The sequence below is a fragment of the Paenibacillus sp. JT31N17 genome (assembly GCF_056269255.1).
The window spans coordinates 83,100-99,725 of record NZ_JBWDNP010000004.1 but is presented as its reverse complement, the minus strand read 5'-3'; the positions used below and the strand labels follow the sequence as shown (position 1 = coordinate 99,725).

Below are 16,626 nucleotides of genomic sequence, written 5' to 3'. Positions count from 1 at the left end.
TTGATCTCTGCACCTTAGCAGATACGCCGATAATCGCATAAAAACCTATTCCAGAATCTTGTTCCAAGCCCGTATCAGGACTTGGACGAGCCAACGCTGTTCGAGCTGTACCTATCGGACAATTCTTCTTCGCTTTTCTCCCACACATCGCCGTATTCGGCATTTTTCTTGAATTGCTCCAGCACATAGGGAGCGGAGGGAATGATCTTCCTGCCTTTGTCCCTGGCTTCTTCCACCACCAGATTCAGCAGCTGGAGCTCCAGCTCTGTCCCGTTGTAAGGGGCATCCATACGGATATGGTCAATGACCCAGGTATCCATCTCCACCAGCTTGTAACTGATCTCGCCCACCTGTCCGCCAATTCCCCTTACAATGAATCCATTTCCCTGCTTTTCGATTTCCAGTTCCTGTTCTATGGGCTCCTGCTTCCGAATAGCCGCTTCGTCATTGCCTGTCACATTTCTCTCCATCATGACTGCTGCCTCCTCTTAATCTCGTTCAACCTGATAGCTGACCCGGCTCTTTCTTTACGGATTCCGGCTTATGTGTCTCCCTTCATTACCCCAAGCGGCAAGCTTTGATGCAAATTGCAAAAAACCGACCCCGCGGCGGCGGAATCGGCTTTAATGGAAAGCTAAAAATGAAAATCCATTGCTCACTTACTGCTCCAGCTGCCCATGATACAGCTCGCTGTACAGACCTTGCTTGTGAAGCAGTTCCTCGTGAGGCCCCTGCTCCTGCAGATGCCCGTCCTTAAGCACCAGAATGCGGTCGGCCTCGCGGATCGTGTTCAGCCTGTGGGCAATGACGAAGCTCGTTCGCCCCTCCATCAACCGCTTCAAGCCCTCCTGGATTTTGATTTCGGAAACGGTATCGATGCTGCTGGTCGCCTCATCCAGCACGAGAATGGCCGGATCCGCCAGAATGGCGCGCGCAATGGCAAGAAGCTGCCGCTGTCCCTGACTGATGCCGCTGCCATCGGCAATCAGCACCCGGTCATATCCGCCGGAGAGCCGCATAATGAAGGAATGGGCATTGGCGAGCCTGGCGGCTTCCTCCACCTGGCTGTCGGTGGCATCCAGCCTGCCATAGCGTATATTGTCGCGGATCGTGCCTTCGAACAGAAAGGAATCCTGCAGCACAAAGGCCATATGGGAGCGGAGGCTTTCCCGCCGGATCGTCCGGATATCCCGCCCGTCTAGCGTGATCGTGCCCGCATTCGCATCATAGAAACGGGAGAGCAGCTGAATAAGCGACGTCTTGCCGGCTCCGGTGGGACCGATGATCGCTATCGTTTCGCCAGGCTTCGCTTCAAAGCTGATCTCCTTAAGCGTATTTCTCCCCTCCTCATAAGCGAAGGACACCTTATGGAAGACGACCGCGCCTGCCACCGCATCAATCGCTACCGCCGTACTCTCGTCCACATCTTCTTCCTGTTCATCCACGATTTCGAATACCCGCTCTGCTCCTGCAATGGCGGACAAGAGGGTATTCCACTGGTTCGCCAAATCGTTAAGGGGTCTGGTAAACTGCCGGGCATACTCGACAAAAACGATAATAACCCCAACGGTTATCGCCCCCCGAATGGCCAATATTCCGCCGACACAGGCAATAATCGCAAAGCTTAGATTGTTGAGCCCGTTCATCAGCTTGGGAATGAAGCCCGATATGGTCTGCGCCCAGAAACCCGAATGCTTGATGCGCACATTGCGTTCATGGAACTCTTGAATTACCCGCTCTTCCTGGGAGAACGCTTTGATAATCCGCTGGCCGGACAGCGTTTCTTCCACAAACCCGTTCAATTCTCCCAAATTCCGCTGCCGCTCCCTGAAAAGCGCGCCTGTCCGCCGCGTAATCCACCGCATGCCAAGCGCCATCAGCGGAACCACCAAAAAGGTGAGCAGCGTAAGCAGCGGACTGAGCAGCAGCATGACAATGACCGTGCCCGCCAGCATCAGCACGCTGGATAACAGCTGGATCGCCGAGCTGTTGAGCGTTGAGCTCACGCTGTCGATATCATTGGTCATGCGGCTCATGAGATCGCCCTGCCGGTTTCTCCCGAAGAACGGAATCGGCAGTCGGTGCAGCTGTGCGAAGAGATCGGTGCGCATCCGCAGCACGGTTTCCTGGGCGATCTGGATCATCCAGATATTTTGCAGCCAGCCCACAATGGACTGAAGCACGTAGACACAGGTCAATCCAAGCAGAAACAGCAGCCATGGCCTGCCTCCCGGCCCCTCCAGATAATCGTCAATCGCCATGCCGATCAGATACGGACCAAGCAGAGTAAGCCCGCAGCTTGCAATAACCAGCAGCATGACCAGTGACAACCGCCCCCTGCGGTGGGACAGATAATGCCATATCCGACTGAGCGTTCCCTGCCAGTCTTTTGCCTGGGCTTTGACCCGCTTGCCCGCTGGAGAAGCGTCGGGAACGGCATCTTTCACGCGCGGCCTGGGGTACCTGAAGGGTTCACTTAAAGCTTCCCACATGCGCTGCCCCCTCCTTCCCGAATTGGGATTCATAAATACGCCGGTACAAGTAGTCGCTGGCCATCAGCTGCCCGTGGGTTCCCTGCGCAATGAGACTGCCCTCGTCCAGCAGCAGAATCAGATCCGCCCCAATCGTGGAGCTGATCTTCTGCGTAATCAGGAGCGTCGTGCAGGACATCCCTTTGAGCGCCTGCAGCAAGGCCGCTTCCGTTCTTACATCAAGGGCGCTGGTGCTGTCATCCAGCAGCAGAATAGCCGGCTTGCGGATCAGGGCGCGGGCGATGGACAGCCTTTGCTTTTGCCCCCCGGAGAGATTGATGCCCCTCTGCCCAAGCAGAGTATCGTACTGATCCGGCAGCTTCTCGATCGTCTCGTGAATTTGCGCCAGCCTGGCTGCCTCCATCACCTGCTCCATACTGGCATCCTCCAGGCCCCAAGCGATATTATCGCGTATCGTGCCCGAGAACAGCAGCACCTCCTGGGACACATAGCCGATGGAGCGGTGCAAATATTCCATATCCAGCTCGCGGGCATCCCGGCCGTCGATGCGGACGACCCCGGAGGTTTCCTCATAAAGGCGCAGAACAAGCTGCATCAGCGAGGATTTGCCCGAGCCTGTAGCCCCCAGGATTGCTACGGTGTCGCCCGGACGTACCTTGAAGGAAATGTCCACCAGCACGCGAGCCTCCGATTGCGGGTATTGGAAGGAGACATTTTCGAACTCCACGCCCCCCTCACACAGCCCTTCGGGCTTTCGGCCCGACCTGACCGGCGCTTTGCTGTCCGTATTAAGCGCTTCATCAACCCGCTGGGCAGACGCCCGGGCTCTGGAGAAAGCCGCCACAATCATGGAGAAGGCCGACAGGGCACCTGCCGTTCGGAGCGAATAATTCACAACCGCCACCACCTCGCCCGCAGTCGCCGTCCCCATGCTTATTTGCTTATGCCCGAACCACAGCACGGCAATAATGCCGGCGTTCATGATCAGCAGAATAAAAGGCATGGTAATCTCCGTCAGACGCAAAGCGGAGACCGTGCTCCCCATTAATTCCTGGCTCAGCCGTGCAAAACGGCCTGCCTCTTCCTTACGCCGGACAAACACGCGGATCAGCCGCATGCCGGTCAGATTCTCCTGCATCACGCGGTTCAGCGTATCCAGTCTCATCTGGACTCTTTTGAATAAAACGGAAGCTCTCTTCATGATCCAGATGACGAATACGAGCAGCGCGGGAACGGTCAAGGTGAGCAGGAATCCCAGCTGTACATGCACGACAAGCGCCATAATGATGCTCCCGATGACCACAAGCGGCATGCGCAGCATGAATCTTAGTCCCATGAATACCGTATCCTGGAGCTGCGTGACATCATTCGTTAACCGGGTAATGAGGGAAGAGGTGGCAAAGCGGTTAAAAACCGGATAAGCGAATCCCTGCACCTTGGTGTAGAGAGCCTCCCGGACATCGAACGCAAACCCCTGACTGGCATGCGAGGCAAAAAAAGAGCTCAGAATACCTGCGATGAATGCGGCAACCGAGCCTCCAACCAATATTCCGCCCCACAGCAGCACCACCGACGTATCCTTTTGCGAAATTCCTTCATCAATAATGACCGAAATCAGATAAGGCTGAATCAGCTCCACCGCCAGCTCAACCAGCACCATAACGACAGCCATGCCGGCTGCAAGCCTGTATTTCCCCAAAAAACGCAAAATGTTGGTCATGCCGTGTTCCTCCGCCAAATTATGAACTCTTCACTTGTCCAGTCGTTTTTCCAGCGTCATTCCACCATTGCCTCGTTGTCAGCTTTCTCTGGGCGGTCAGCCCCTGCATTCGTTTCTTTCGTTCATTATATACAAGTTATATGCCTTAAGGCGATTGGCAAATCGATAAACTTGCAGTCAGCGGACTGCTCCCTCCCCCGCCGCGCTTGCGCATATCCAAGGAAATCCCGCATAATGACAGGCTTTTTCGCCAGAGACGGTTCTCCTTGATGGTCTATAAAAAATAAGAGACCGGATACCGGTTCCACTGAATCAGAACCGTGCATAAGACAAAACGGCTCCTGCCGTCCCCTGGCGACCAGGTGAATTTCTTCCTTCAAACCCAATATAGATTTATTGGAGCGAAGCATCATGCGCTCTATGAGGTTTGAGGAACAATTGCAATTTCGAACCGCCACTCCGAGCTGAATTTATAGGCAAAAGACGCCCCGCCGCCACTGACATTAGTGGTTCTGGAGGCGTCTTTACCTGCTGCGATTCCATTCAGGAAGCCCGGCCCGTTCAACGAACGGTCTTCTCAAACGGCAGGGCTCACATCGCAGCTGCACAGCTTTTATGCTCGGGCGGGCTTCTTCATTCTTGCCGCATATTCGGCCGCGAGGAAGCCGAGTCCCCCGATTAATGACACTATAGCGGCAAAATAATACATGCTGGAGCCGCCGTAGTTGTCGTTCAGCCAGCCTCCTACGGTAGCGCCCGTCATACCGGCCAGACCGAGAAAGACCATCGCGAGCAGCGATTGGCCGGTGGCGCCCAGCTGTCTGGGCAGCACGCGCACCGTATAATGTACTGCGGATATCCAGAAAATCGCAAAGGTCACGGAAGCACCCGCCTGCAGCAGCAGGATCTGCCACGGCTCTGAAGCCCAGGCGTAGAACAGCCAGCGGATGGAATAGAGAATGCCGACAATTCCAATAAGCACAAATTCATGAATACGCTTCAGATACCGGCTGAGCAGCAGGAAGGCAGGGAGCTCCACGATGGCGGAGAGCGCGAATCCCCAGCCGACCTGCGTATCCGATGCGCCATTTTCTTTCATGTACAACCCAAACATGGCATCGTTCATGCGATGGGGAATTGTAATGACAAAGACCAGAAGCAGGAATAAGAGAAACGACTTGTTTCCGAAGATTCCCTGGATCGAACGCAGCGTCATACGTTCTCCCTCGGCTGGCTCGTCCTTCAGGCGAAACAGCAGCAGAATGGGGATAATCCAGACTCCCCAGAAAAGGTATCCCAGCTGCTGAATTCCACCCATAGCATCCAGTATATAGCCCCCTGCCACCGCGATTGCCGTGAAGCCCAACGAACCGAACAGACGAATCGAGCCATATGTCGCTCCCCGCCGTTCGACCGCCTGTATCGTGATGCTGTCCAGCAGCGGGAAGGAGGGCTGGAAGAACACATACATCAGTATAATGAACATGAACGTCATGGCATAGGCCTCGGAGACGAACAGGCCGATGCTGAAGAGAATTGTCAGAATCCAGAGCAGGAAGACCACCTTCTTAACGGTCTGCATCCGGTCGCTGACATAACCCCAAATCGGTTGAAAGAAAATAGCGATCAGCGGCCCCGCCATCAGCATCGCTCCGATCTGGGAAGAGGAGTAGCCCTTCTCCGCAAAATAAAGTGGCAGGAACGGCGTTGCCACGCCGCTTGCCGCATACAGCCAAAATTGCAGTCCCCGAAGTGTCCCGAGCTGTTTGTCCACGATCATTCTCCCTGCCTTAAAAATAGCGTGATGTGTAAGCCATCCTTCATAACAATTTGCTTCCCCGATAACATAAAGCAGCCTTTCCTTGACTACAGCGCTGGCTTTACACACCCACCCGCTCGTAAGTTAGTTCCAAGCGGGGTTTACCCGCTTGCAGCGCGTCTTCATCACTTTTTAGACGGTCCAGTACGGGTAAACCTGCCTACAGCAGCCGCTGTACTCACCCAACCCGCTCGAAGTTAGTTCCAAGCGGGTTTTACCCGCTTGCACCGCGTCACCGCCGCTTTTCAGACGCTCCAGCAAGGAATAACCTTACTGGAGCAGTGGCGGAGCGCCCCCGGATGACGCAGCGAGTTATTTTATTCATTAAACAAAGTGCGGCTAACTCTCAATCCTGTCTTATATTCACGCAAGATCATCCTGATTTCCATATATTCAAGTCCGTACAGTTATCACTTTGGTCTGAATCATTTTAACTAAATTCAGCGCAAATTAATACCCTCTGGACCAATAAATTACGGATTAGACAAAAGCTTATCCGTTCTGAATTTGAATAACCGGCTGCACCGTATTTCGGGCATTGTTTCAAAGCCCCTCTGCCTGAAATATCAGGAGAGCGCGCAGCTATAAAAGAAGGCCAGTCCGCGGCAGGACTGACCTTAACATGAAACTAACCGGATGACTCTTGGCATCGTAAAAGTTTCAACTCGTTGCATCATAAATTTTAACCGTTTCAACCCGATGCCGAATTTGTATATTTGAAATATCGCGCGACTGATACTGCTCCTCAAATACCTTCGCAGCCGCGTGGTCCAGCACAATATCAACATCCGGATGCAGCTGCACCAATGTGGCCGGAAGCTCCGTTGTGACGGGCCCAAGGAGCGACCTCGCGACAATATCCGCCTTGCTCTCGCCGGCCGCGACAAGACAAAGCTTGCGCGAGCGCATGACCGTGCCCCAGCCGAATGTTACGGCATGCGTTGGTACGGCTTCAAGTGAACCAAACAGCGGCGCATACAGCTCCCGGTTCACTGGAGCGATCGGTGTCACGAAGCTATGCGAAGGAAGGGAAGGAGCCGGCTCAATAAAGCAGATATGACCATTGATGCCAAGCCCGATCAATTGGTAGTCAATGCCGCCGGAGGATTGGATAAACCGTTCCATTCTCTCACACTCCTCATCGGGGTCCGCTGCCGTTCCGTCCGGAATGAAGCGCTTCTTGGCTGCATGCGTGATCGAGTCAAAAAAATGCCGGTTCATATATGTGCTGTAGCTCTCGGGATGATTCCGGGCAATGCCGATCTGCTCGTCAGGATTCACAAATACGCATGGCCGAAAATCCAGGCTGCCCGCATTTTCTCTGCGGACCAGCTCCTGATATATCCCCGTTGTAAGCGGGGTATTTCCCGTGGTTAAGCCAATGACGGCATCCCGCTTGGCTGCGAGAAGCTCCTGAAACCGATCCGCTACAAAAGATCCGATCCTGGATGTTTGCATCTTATAGATGTTCATGCCTGCTGCTCCGCCTTTCTGACCTCTGCCCAGAAGTGATCCAGCTCCTTCTGGGCGATTTCGCGCACAAAGCCAAGGGGCTCGCCCATCAGATCAGGCGCCCATTTGCGGCCCAGATTGGCATGCACGACTTCGTCTGCCCAGTCGTAATCCTGAAACTGCGTCATCAACGGATGCTTGGCCTCATCGCGGCACCATTCGTATTCCTTTTTCTTCCCGAGGCTGATCATGGCCCCCTCCTCAATCCCGATGCTGAGCCAGGCGTACTTGGCGGCAGGGATTTTCTCGGCATTGATGTCATAGTCGGAGGTATACTGCGGGCGGGTCATCCATTCATAGCCGTCCTCCTCCAGCGCAGCCTGGCCGAACATCGCATGACGGGCCTCGTCCCAAATATGACGGGCAAGATCATAATAGAAGCTCCACGGCATGCTGCTCTGGGTGTAGAGCACGCCGGCAACCAGATCGCAAGCCGTCATCTCCTCCTGCCTGACGCGCATTTTCATGACCAGCTCGTTCAGAACGGGATCCGCAGGAGGATTCTCGACGCCAGTGCGGACCAGGGTAGTCGGTCCCATCCGGCGCGGGTCCCGTCTGGACTTGCCCGGGATCGCATACGGGGTGCCGGAGCGCCAGCGTCTGGGCACATCTGCAGAGCGGGGCAGGTCGCCTGCTACTCCGCCTGCTGCCAGGAGCATGGTGCGCAGGACGCCGCAAAATTCCCGTTCCTCCCCTTCCTGCTCCGCTTGGGCGCGCAGATCTGCCAGAAGAGCAGCGGCCCATTCCAGCTGGGCTTCCAGATCGGCAGCCGCCTGACGCAGAAGCCGGATCGTAGGCTGATCTACGATCTGCTGCGTATTGTCCAGATGGAAGCGGAATGCCTCAAGCATCGCCGGCTTGATCACCTCATAAACCGCGCTTGCCCACTCCAGATCGGTCCTGGCCTGGACGAGCTCCTCCATCAGCAGCGTCAGCCGCGGATCAGGCTCCTTGCCCAGCACGGCGGAGGATGTCCGCAGCTCGGGAATGCGCCGGCGGAGCAGATCCGCCGCCTCGGCGTCCTCGTACAAATGCTTGCACATGCCCATGCGCAAGTTCCAGTCCTCGCGGCCCGGCAGCTGTCCCGCGGCGGCCCGCAGCAGCCCTTCATGCAGATAGCGGTATCGCTGAAGCACGGCTGCATTTCGTTCCACGCTGTAAGCGCCCACATGATATGGATTGGCAATTCCGGCAAACTTGATCACATCCCAGCTCCCCTTCCGTGATACGGATATCATTGATGAATCTAATGATGCCAAAGTCGGCCCCGCACTGTCGATAGAACGAAACGAACATATCATGGACAAATTTGACCATCCCTCATTTATTTAAAAAAAGAGCACCGTCTGTCGCGGCGCTCTTCCTTATTTACCATCGTATATGTTTAATCAGCTTAATCATGATTTCCCTATCGTCAGGATACGCAGGCCACTGCCGGATCTCACGGATGATCCGTTCCAGATTCGTATATCCTTTGGCCAATCCGTTCAGACGGGCCGCAAGCGTCGAGTTGGCCAGATCCGTCCCTGAAGGATAGAGCGTGCCCAGCTTTTCCATGGCATCCGGGTACCTTTTCAAATAATATTTCTGATGTCTGTCCTCAGCAGGATGAAACCCGGAATATGGGGCAATCCCGGTATCCGGCTCGCCTTTTCCCTGTCCCTTGCGCTTCTCGAGGACCTGCCGGATCGTTTGTCTCTCATGCTCATCATTAAAGAATAAGAGGGACATGTACTGGCGGCCTTTATAATCGTTAATATTTAACGGATTATGGTTGTTCCAGAACGTATCCAGGATTTCTTCGAACGGGAGAATAACAGGATCATAATCAATTTGCAGCGTTTCGGTATGATCTCCCATCTGGCGGTACGAAGGATACTCCGAAGTGCCCCCGGCGTAGCCAACGCGCGTCCTGACGACGCCGGGCAGATGGCCGAATAAGGCTTCCGGACCCCAAAAGCATCCCATCGCAAGCGTCGCAGTCCGGATATCCTCATTCGAAGCAGCTTCAGCCAATTTCCTCCCCTGCACATCCCGATGACCCATTTGATCCATTCCGGTGCCTCCCTTACCATATGAATTTAAACTGCCCGCCTTGCCGCTTTTCCAAAGTATCGGCTTCGCAGCTGCCCATTATGCGGCTTCGCTCTTATTTTTCAAGGGTACCTGATATAATAGAGAAAATAGTTGCCTACCAGACTATACTCTCTATCAGGAGATTAATCGACCATGAAACTAACCGGTACCATAGATGACCTGCAATGGGAGCAGCTCATTCAGAACACCGCCAAATATTTTGATGATATCACGATCAAACGCGGGTTCCAATATTTCAAACAGCAGCGCGTCCTTGATTTTAAAATGCCCGACGCCGTCCATATTCAAGCCGTAGTTGAGGGAACTGAGGATTATGACGTCAAAATCAACCTGGACAGCTTGTCGGAAAGCCGCTGCGATTGTCCGGTCAACGGCAGCTGCAAGCATATGGTAGCCGTGCTTCTTCAATATGCCGACCTGCAGGATAGACCGATCCCTGCGCTCGCGAATGCGAGATCGTCGGCAGCGTCCGCGCAACCAGGAAAAGCTTCTGCCGCTGCAGCCGGCCGCAAACCGAATCCCTCCGATGACAGAAAAGCCCAGGCCAAAGCCAAGTTAATGGAGCAGGCAAGCCGTATTGACAGCATGTCCGTTCCGGAGTGGCATGAGCTCTTTGAGCTGTGTACCGCGGAGCTGTCCGACAACACCTACACCAGTCAGTATGTGAAGGATGCATTGGCTTCTATCCGTAAAATAAAGCCCCCGCTCCCCCCTCTTGTGGAGCAGCTGTTCGGATTGCATGCCCATTTGTTCGTGCTTGGCAAGCTGATCAAGCAGTCGCAGAGCCAGTGGTCCGCCTACTATATGGGATTTCACACCCATGTTGCCGCTGATGATGTGCAGGAAGCAATTGTGCGCATCCTGTCAGACGAGCTTGCCGGCACGGCCGGGCAGGAGCCGCAGAATGGAATGGCAGGGACGCTGGCCTATCTGCGCAGGCAGATGTTGACGGAATCCCCGAAGCTCCATTACTATTCCAGACTCTACGATCTGCTGTGGAGGAACTGGCTCCGCCCGGCCCGGGGCGATACGAAAATGTACACAGAGGAATTAGATGTCCTCCAGGCTGCCGGTCCCGAGCTGGGCGCTGCCCTCTCCAGGCTGCCCTGGTTGCTGGCCCGGTGCCGGATGCATTTCCTGCTGACCCAGGATCAGGAGACTTGGGAGCTGCTGCGTGAGGCAGCCGCCGGCTTCGACGTCCGTCCTGATGATTTGTATCCTTTCCTGAGCGATCTGGCCGAAGCGGGGCAGTGGCAGCGCCTGGTGGATTGGCTGGCCGAAATCAGCCCGCTGCTGACCGGCTATCGCAGGGATGGCCTGACGCAGTATGCGGTCTACTGGGAGACGGCTCTTGAGCAGCTGCCCGATTCGGAGCCGTTGATGTGGCAGACGCTTGCCGGCATGCTTCCGTATTCGCGGGATATCTATGAAGAAGCTCTGCTTGCGCATGCCAAATGGCGGGAGTGGATGGATTATCATCTCAGCGCCGGCAGGGAGCCGCTGGATTTTCGCGTCAGCGTCTTTCAGCCCATTGAGAAGCATGCCCCGGAGATGCTCCTGCCCTTCTACCATCAGGCTGTGGAGCGATATGTTATCCAGAAGAACAGAGACAGCTACAAGGCAGCGGTGAAGCTGCTCAAGAGACTGTTCAAGCTGTACAAAAAAACGAAGCAGGAATCGCGCTGGGAACTGTTTCTGGGCGCATTCACCGACCGCCACAGCCGTCTTCGGGCGCTGCAGGAGGAGCTTCGGAAAGGAAAACTGATTCCATGAGCATCTATATGGACACCATCACCATCCAGATCAGCTTGAGCGCGTATGGAGATGCGGTTATTTACGGATCAAGCGGCAATCATGATTTTATATCCGGTTTATCCCTGAAACAGCGCTTGTTCGCCTGGCATGAGGCTTCCTTCTATGGAACGGAGCTGTCCGTCCAGACTGTTCAGGGGATTGAGCTTGTGCTCCTTCCCTCCGAGTTTGTCATTCCCTTCTTTGCCGAACGCGAGCTGCTCGCGCATATCGAGTGGGTATGGGAGGGCGATGCGGCGCAGCTGATTGAGCTCGCCCCGATGCTTGCCGCCTGCATCGAGGAGAAGAAATATATACCGGGCTTATCCGCCTTCCAGGCCGGCAAGCTCAATTGGACCTGGGATCAGGAAGCATTGGATGAGGAGACGCAGTCGGCGCTTGGGCAGATCAGCGCCGATAACGGCTTCAGGGACGGACTGCGCGCATCGTTCTCTTCCGCGGTATTTAACCGTTATTATGGAACCGAAACGACTGCGGCCGATTTGCGCAGGGAATTCCCGCTTCTGTTCGCCAAAGACCGCGCGGCCGGCTCCGGTCTGGACGAACGGGCGTGGCTGATTGCCATCGGCTGGAAGGCGGATACCGCGCCATTCCGGCCTTTATTGCAGCTGCTTGAGCCGGAGGATGACATGGACGACGCCTCATGGAGTCTCAAGCTTGTCCTGCAGGACAAGGAGGATCCGTCGATACTCGCGCAAGTGCGGCTGACCCGGGATGGCGAAGCGCTCGGATCCTGGCCGGCTGACTGGTCGGCTCATGTCTCTGACCGCTCGGCCGGCTGGCTGGCGCGTCTAAGCGCTATCCTGCCTGCGGAGCGGCTATCCGGCAGCAGCGACGACTTGTTGAACAGCCCGCTTGCCGATGAAGCGGCCTGGCAGTTCCTGACGGCGGAGAGCCAGCAGCTGCTCGACGCCGGATGGCAGGTGCTGCTACCCGCCTGGTGGGAAGCGGCCAGGCGGAATAAGCCCCGGCTCCGCGCCAAGGTCCGCTCCGGCGCAGGCAGTACAGGCGGCTCCTTGTTCGGTCTTGACTCGATTGTCGATTTTGACTGGCGCATCGCGATCGGCGACGCCGACCTCACCGAGGCGGAGTTCGCCGAGCTCGTCGCCCGCAATGAACGGCTGGTCCGCTTCCGCGGACAATGGGTCCCGCTGGATCCGGCATTGCTGGCCCAAATCCGCAAGCTCATGGCGGGTGTGGACGGCAAGCAGGGCTTGTCCTTCCAGGATGTCATGCAGCTGCATTTATTGGGAAGCGGCGGCGGGGAGCAGGACGGCGAAGCGGAGGATCAGCCGGGGCATGCGGAGCGGGTTCAGCTTGAGGTTGAGCTTAATGAGCATCTTATTAAGCTGATCAGTCAGATCAGCCGGCAGTCGCAGTGGCCGACGCTCGCCGTGCCTGCAGGCTTACGGGCGGAGCTGCGGCCTTACCAGCATGAGGGCTACGCCTGGCTTGCTTTTCTGCGGCGCTTCGGGCTTGGCGCCTGTCTCGCGGACGACATGGGCCTGGGTAAAACCGTGCAGTTCATCGCTTATCTGCTGCATCTCAAGGAAACGACGGCCGATCCTGCCGATCACAGGCCGTCTCTGCTCATTTGCCCCACCTCGGTAATCGGCAACTGGCAGAAGGAATTAAGCCGCTTTGCTCCGTCTCTGCAGGTCGTGCTTCATTATGGGGGCAGGCGGCTTGGCGGCGATGACTTTCATGAAGAAGTCAGAGCGGCGGATATCGTATTGACCTCCTACGCCACGTCAACGCTGGATCAGGAGCTGCTGCAATCCTTCACCTGGTCGACGATCTGTCTGGATGAGGCCCAGAATATCAAGAACGCCCAGACCAAGCAGTCCTCGGCCGTCCGGAGCTTCCCGGCCCGTCATCGCATTGCGCTCACCGGGACGCCGATCGAGAACCGGCTGTCGGAGCTCTGGTCGATTTATGATTTTATCAACCCGGGTTATCTGGGCAGTCCGCGGAGCTTTAACGACCGGTTCGTCAATCCCATCGAGAAGGAGCGGGATGAGCAGCGCACCGTGGAGCTGCAGAAGCTGGTCAAGCCCTTCATGCTCCGCCGGAAGAAGAAGGACCCGGCCATCCAGCTGGATCTGCCGGATAAGAACGAGATGAAGACTTACATCCACCTGACCACCGAACAGGGGGCGCTGTATGACCAAACCGTGAACCAGCTGATGGAACGCATGCAGGAGCTGGAGGGAATTGAACGCAAAGGCGCCATTCTCGCCGCGCTGACGCAGCTCAAGCAGCTCTGCGACCATCCGATGCTGCTGACGAAGGAGACGCTTCCGGAGCTGTCTGCCGCCAAAGCCGGACAATTGGACACGGAGAGCTTGATCAGCCGTTCTTCCAAGCTGGAGCGCCTGCTCGCCATGGTGAGGGAGGTCCGGGAGGAGGGCGAGCGCTGCCTGATTTTCTCCCAATATGTCGGCATGGGGCAGCTGATGCAGATGGTGCTGATGCAGGAGCTTCAGGAGCCGGTGCTCTATCTGAACGGAAGCACGTCCAAAACCGCCCGCGACCGCATGATTGACCAGTTCCAGTCCCGGACACTGCCGGTTGAAGAACAGCCCAATGTGTTTATTTTATCGATCAAGGCGGGCGGGGTCGGCCTTAATCTGACGGCGGCGAATCATGTCTTTCATTTTGACCGCTGGTGGAACCCCGCCGTTGAGAATCAGGCTACGGACCGCGCCTACCGGATGGGCCAGACCAGGGATGTCCAGGTGCACAAGTTCATCTCACTGGGAACGCTGGAGGAGCGCATCGACGAAATGCTGGAGAACAAGCAGCAGCTTAGCGATAATGTGATCACTACCTCCGAAGGCTGGATCACCGAGCTGTCGACTGATGCGCTGAAGGATTTGTTCACGCTGCGGCGGGACTGGATGGGCGGATAAGGCGGAAGAAGCCCGTTAAGAGGAAGCAAAGCCATGCCTGGAATCAGGCTGGCTTTGTTTATTCATCATGGAGAAGCCAACCTTTCATTTGTTTTCCAGTGCACTTTTTATATATTGGGGCAATGCAAAGGACGCCTGGAAAATCTCAGGGTTTATATATTTCGCATCCTGCCACTGCAGCCCGTTCAAATCCGCCTCCAGGGGATCCCATTTTTTTGAAGCAATCGTGAAGCTCCAAATTCCGCCGGGAAACGAGGGGATGGAGCAGATATACGTGTGCACGATGGGGAACAGCTTCTTCAGGCTGCTGCTTGTCTTCTTTAGAATACCCGAATAGTAGGGAGAACCGGACTGAAATACGGCAATCCCGTCATCAGTCAAGCTGTCATATACATATTGATAAAATTGCGGCTTGTATAGACTGACTGCCGGGCCATAGGGGTCCGATCTGTCCACCAGAAGCACGTCATACATATTTTTTTGCTCCTGAATCCACTTATATCCGTCCTTTAATACCGTTCGAATAAGCCCTTCCCGCTCCTGGCCAGTCTCTTTTGTCATCCATGTCCGGCAGACTTCAATCACTCTCGGGTCAATTTCGACCACGTCGATCTGCCGCACACTTTCGTACTTCAGCGCTTCGCGGGCCGGCCCGCAGTCTCCTCCTCCAATCATGGCCACTTTTTGGGGTTTATGATGCGCGGCCATCGCGATGTGTGTAATCATTTCGTTATAGATAAACCCGTCTTTGGCGGTAACCTGCGGGGTCCCGTCCAGAACGAGCATACGTCCGAAGGCTTTCGTCTCGACGATACTGATTTCTTGAAACGGGGAATGCTCATAGTGGAGCAGCGATCCGACCTTATATCCGATTTCCATATCGAGCTCGGGAAGATCGTCCCATAACCACAGCTCCTCATTCTCTTCTTTGTGATAGCCGGTCAGCGAATACTTATGATTCGTCATTCTTTCATCTCACCCCTCTCATTTTTTCATGCGATCCAGCAAAAGCCCGTCCGATCCGTTGTTTTCACCCGTAACAAAGTCCTTCATATAATACGAAAGGTATGTGCCATATCCGGTATCTGTTTGATGCAGCAGTTCGTCCACAAAATAAACACCATCAGGAATATCATCAAGCAGCATCGCGGATATGGCCCCATAAATCCCGCATGCTACCTGAAAATAAGTGGCATTAGTCTTGTATTCGGAAAAAATGCCGGCATTGCTCATGGTATTGTACATGTATTGTTCCTTATCCTTATAAACAAGAAGCACGCCTACCAGATCTTCTCCCTCCAGCTCGGCATCCAAAGGGTCCAGCACCTTATGGTTCCAATTCCACAAATCGTTCGCATTGTCGAGATTGGCACGGATCAGGTCCGTCGTATGGTCATTCACCCGGTAAATGAAGCCAACCTCCATATCGTAAGCTTTCCCAAGCGTGATAACCTCTTCATGCGGCATCAAACAGCCGTAAAATTGCTTGCTTCCAAGCGCCACTTTAAACTCCAGCTCGTAAACAGCGTTATAGAGAATAAGGGGCATATGCTGCTTCATAAACATCGGATAGTTCAATATCGCCTCGTCCAAAAAACATTCGGGGGACCATGTGGTATAAACCGTCTTCTTCTTCACCTGCGTCAAATCGCTATAGAACGAGTTGTCATGCTCAACGATATAGCAGCCGAGAGGCTCTTCGCCAGGATTCTGCTTCATCATCTCGAGGGCCATCCACTGCACGACACCTGGATTCATTCCGGAGCCGATGATTGCCTTCATATTGGTGAAACGCTCTCTATTTTCCTGGAAAATACGATACCGCTCCAACAGCGTAAATCCTTCAAGCTCTTCGCTATCGTCCACCATTGTATTTTCAAGCGCGGTGTTGATATATCGAATGCCCATTTCATTGCAGCAGTCCAGCATTTCGACTGTGTCTGCCCAGGAAATATCAACGACGAGCGTCGTCTTCGTCTGGATCAAATGCTGACGGAACAGACTCAAATCCTTCAAATCGAACTGATGCAAGGTAACCGTATGCTTCAGATGAGGAATGAATTGCTCGTAGTACTCCATTTCCTTTTGCTTCAGATCGACCAAATGAATATGAACGCTGCCGATAAACGAGTGGATGGGATCATCGGCGTCCTGGAACGATTTGTCCAATATAGCAAGAATGGATTTGGCCACACCTCCGGCGCTGCCAAGCAAGCTGAGAGTTAATTTCTCCAAATCTATCAACTCCTTTTAAACCAAGAT

The 16,626-nt window shown here is 54.8% G+C and carries 11 protein-coding genes; 2 read left to right on the top strand and 9 right to left on the bottom strand.

Annotation, left to right across the window (positions count from 1 at the left end; genetic code table 11):
* Positions 1-74: 74 nt before the first annotated feature.
* The 7 genes from AC0YOB_RS16025 to AC0YOB_RS15995 form a co-directional block, all read right to left on the bottom strand.
* The gene (locus tag AC0YOB_RS16025) at positions 75-473 is read right to left on the bottom strand and encodes a GNAT family N-acetyltransferase (protein WP_475793629.1); all 399 of its coding nucleotides are present in this window, start codon (positions 471-473) and stop codon (positions 75-77) included.
* Between the two features lie 186 nt (positions 474-659).
* Positions 660-2,492, bottom strand: a complete 1,833-nt coding sequence (locus AC0YOB_RS16020) for an ABC transporter ATP-binding protein (RefSeq protein WP_475793628.1) — start codon at positions 2,490-2,492, stop codon at positions 660-662.
* Positions 2,473-4,212 carry an ABC transporter ATP-binding protein gene (locus AC0YOB_RS16015; protein ID WP_475793627.1) on the bottom strand — a complete coding sequence of 580 codons (1,740 nt, stop codon included), beginning with the start codon at positions 4,210-4,212 and terminating at the stop codon, positions 2,473-2,475. Before AC0YOB_RS16015 ends, AC0YOB_RS16020 begins: the two co-directional genes overlap by 20 nt.
* Positions 4,213-4,825: 613 nt before the next feature.
* Positions 4,826-5,986: an MFS transporter gene (locus AC0YOB_RS16010; protein ID WP_475793626.1), complete on the bottom strand. Its 1,161-nt coding sequence runs from the start codon at positions 5,984-5,986 to the stop codon at positions 4,826-4,828.
* Between the two features lie 705 nt (positions 5,987-6,691).
* A complete protein-coding gene (locus tag AC0YOB_RS16005; RefSeq protein ID WP_475793625.1) occupies positions 6,692-7,504 on the bottom strand; it encodes a glucosamine-6-phosphate deaminase in 813 nt (270 codons plus the stop codon).
* A complete protein-coding gene (locus AC0YOB_RS16000; RefSeq protein ID WP_475793624.1) occupies positions 7,501-8,748 on the bottom strand; it encodes a hypothetical protein in 1,248 nt (415 codons plus the stop codon). Before AC0YOB_RS16000 ends, AC0YOB_RS16005 begins: the two co-directional genes overlap by 4 nt.
* A 163-nt stretch (positions 8,749-8,911) precedes the next feature.
* On the bottom strand, positions 8,912-9,598 hold the full coding sequence (locus AC0YOB_RS15995) for a peptide-methionine (S)-S-oxide reductase MsrA (RefSeq protein WP_475793623.1): 687 nt from the start codon (positions 9,596-9,598) through the stop codon (positions 8,912-8,914).
* Positions 9,599-9,772: 174 nt separating this feature from the next.
* Between AC0YOB_RS15995 and AC0YOB_RS15990 the strand changes: the two genes are divergently transcribed.
* Together AC0YOB_RS15990 and AC0YOB_RS15985 are read left to right on the top strand one after the other, a co-directional pair.
* A complete protein-coding gene (locus AC0YOB_RS15990; protein WP_475793622.1) occupies positions 9,773-11,413 on the top strand; it encodes an SWIM zinc finger family protein in 1,641 nt (546 codons plus the stop codon).
* Positions 11,410-14,364 (top strand): DEAD/DEAH box helicase, encoded by a 2,955-nt coding sequence (locus AC0YOB_RS15985; protein ID WP_475793621.1) that lies wholly within the window; start codon positions 11,410-11,412, stop codon positions 14,362-14,364. Before AC0YOB_RS15990 ends, AC0YOB_RS15985 begins: the two co-directional genes overlap by 4 nt.
* 84 nt (positions 14,365-14,448) lie before the next feature.
* On the opposite strand, the gene speE is transcribed toward AC0YOB_RS15985, so the two are convergent.
* Together speE and AC0YOB_RS15975 are read right to left on the bottom strand one after the other, a co-directional pair.
* Entirely contained in the window at positions 14,449-15,330 is an 882-nt protein-coding gene (speE, locus tag AC0YOB_RS15980) for a polyamine aminopropyltransferase (protein ID WP_475793620.1), read from the bottom strand.
* Between the two features lie 18 nt (positions 15,331-15,348).
* Positions 15,349-16,605: a Rossmann-fold NAD(P)-binding domain-containing protein gene (locus AC0YOB_RS15975; RefSeq protein WP_475793928.1), complete on the bottom strand. Its 1,257-nt coding sequence runs from the start codon at positions 16,603-16,605 to the stop codon at positions 15,349-15,351.
* Positions 16,606-16,626: the final 21 nt, after the last annotated feature.

Coding starts and splice junctions, on each gene's coding strand:
- speE (WP_475793620.1), bottom strand. CDS start 15,330: ATGACGAATCATAAGTATTCGCTGACCGGCTATCACAAAGAAGAGAAT.
- AC0YOB_RS16015 (WP_475793627.1), bottom strand. CDS start 4,212: ATGACCAACATTTTGCGTTTTTTGGGGAAATACAGGCTTGCAGCCGGC.
- AC0YOB_RS15985 (WP_475793621.1), top strand. CDS start 11,410: ATGAGCATCTATATGGACACCATCACCATCCAGATCAGCTTGAGCGCG.
- AC0YOB_RS16025 (WP_475793629.1), bottom strand. CDS start 473: ATGATGGAGAGAAATGTGACAGGCAATGACGAAGCGGCTATTCGGAAG.
- AC0YOB_RS15990 (WP_475793622.1), top strand. CDS start 9,773: ATGAAACTAACCGGTACCATAGATGACCTGCAATGGGAGCAGCTCATT.
- AC0YOB_RS16005 (WP_475793625.1), bottom strand. CDS start 7,504: ATGAACATCTATAAGATGCAAACATCCAGGATCGGATCTTTTGTAGCG.
- AC0YOB_RS16020 (WP_475793628.1), bottom strand. CDS start 2,492: ATGTGGGAAGCTTTAAGTGAACCCTTCAGGTACCCCAGGCCGCGCGTG.
- AC0YOB_RS15995 (WP_475793623.1), bottom strand. CDS start 9,598: ATGGATCAAATGGGTCATCGGGATGTGCAGGGGAGGAAATTGGCTGAA.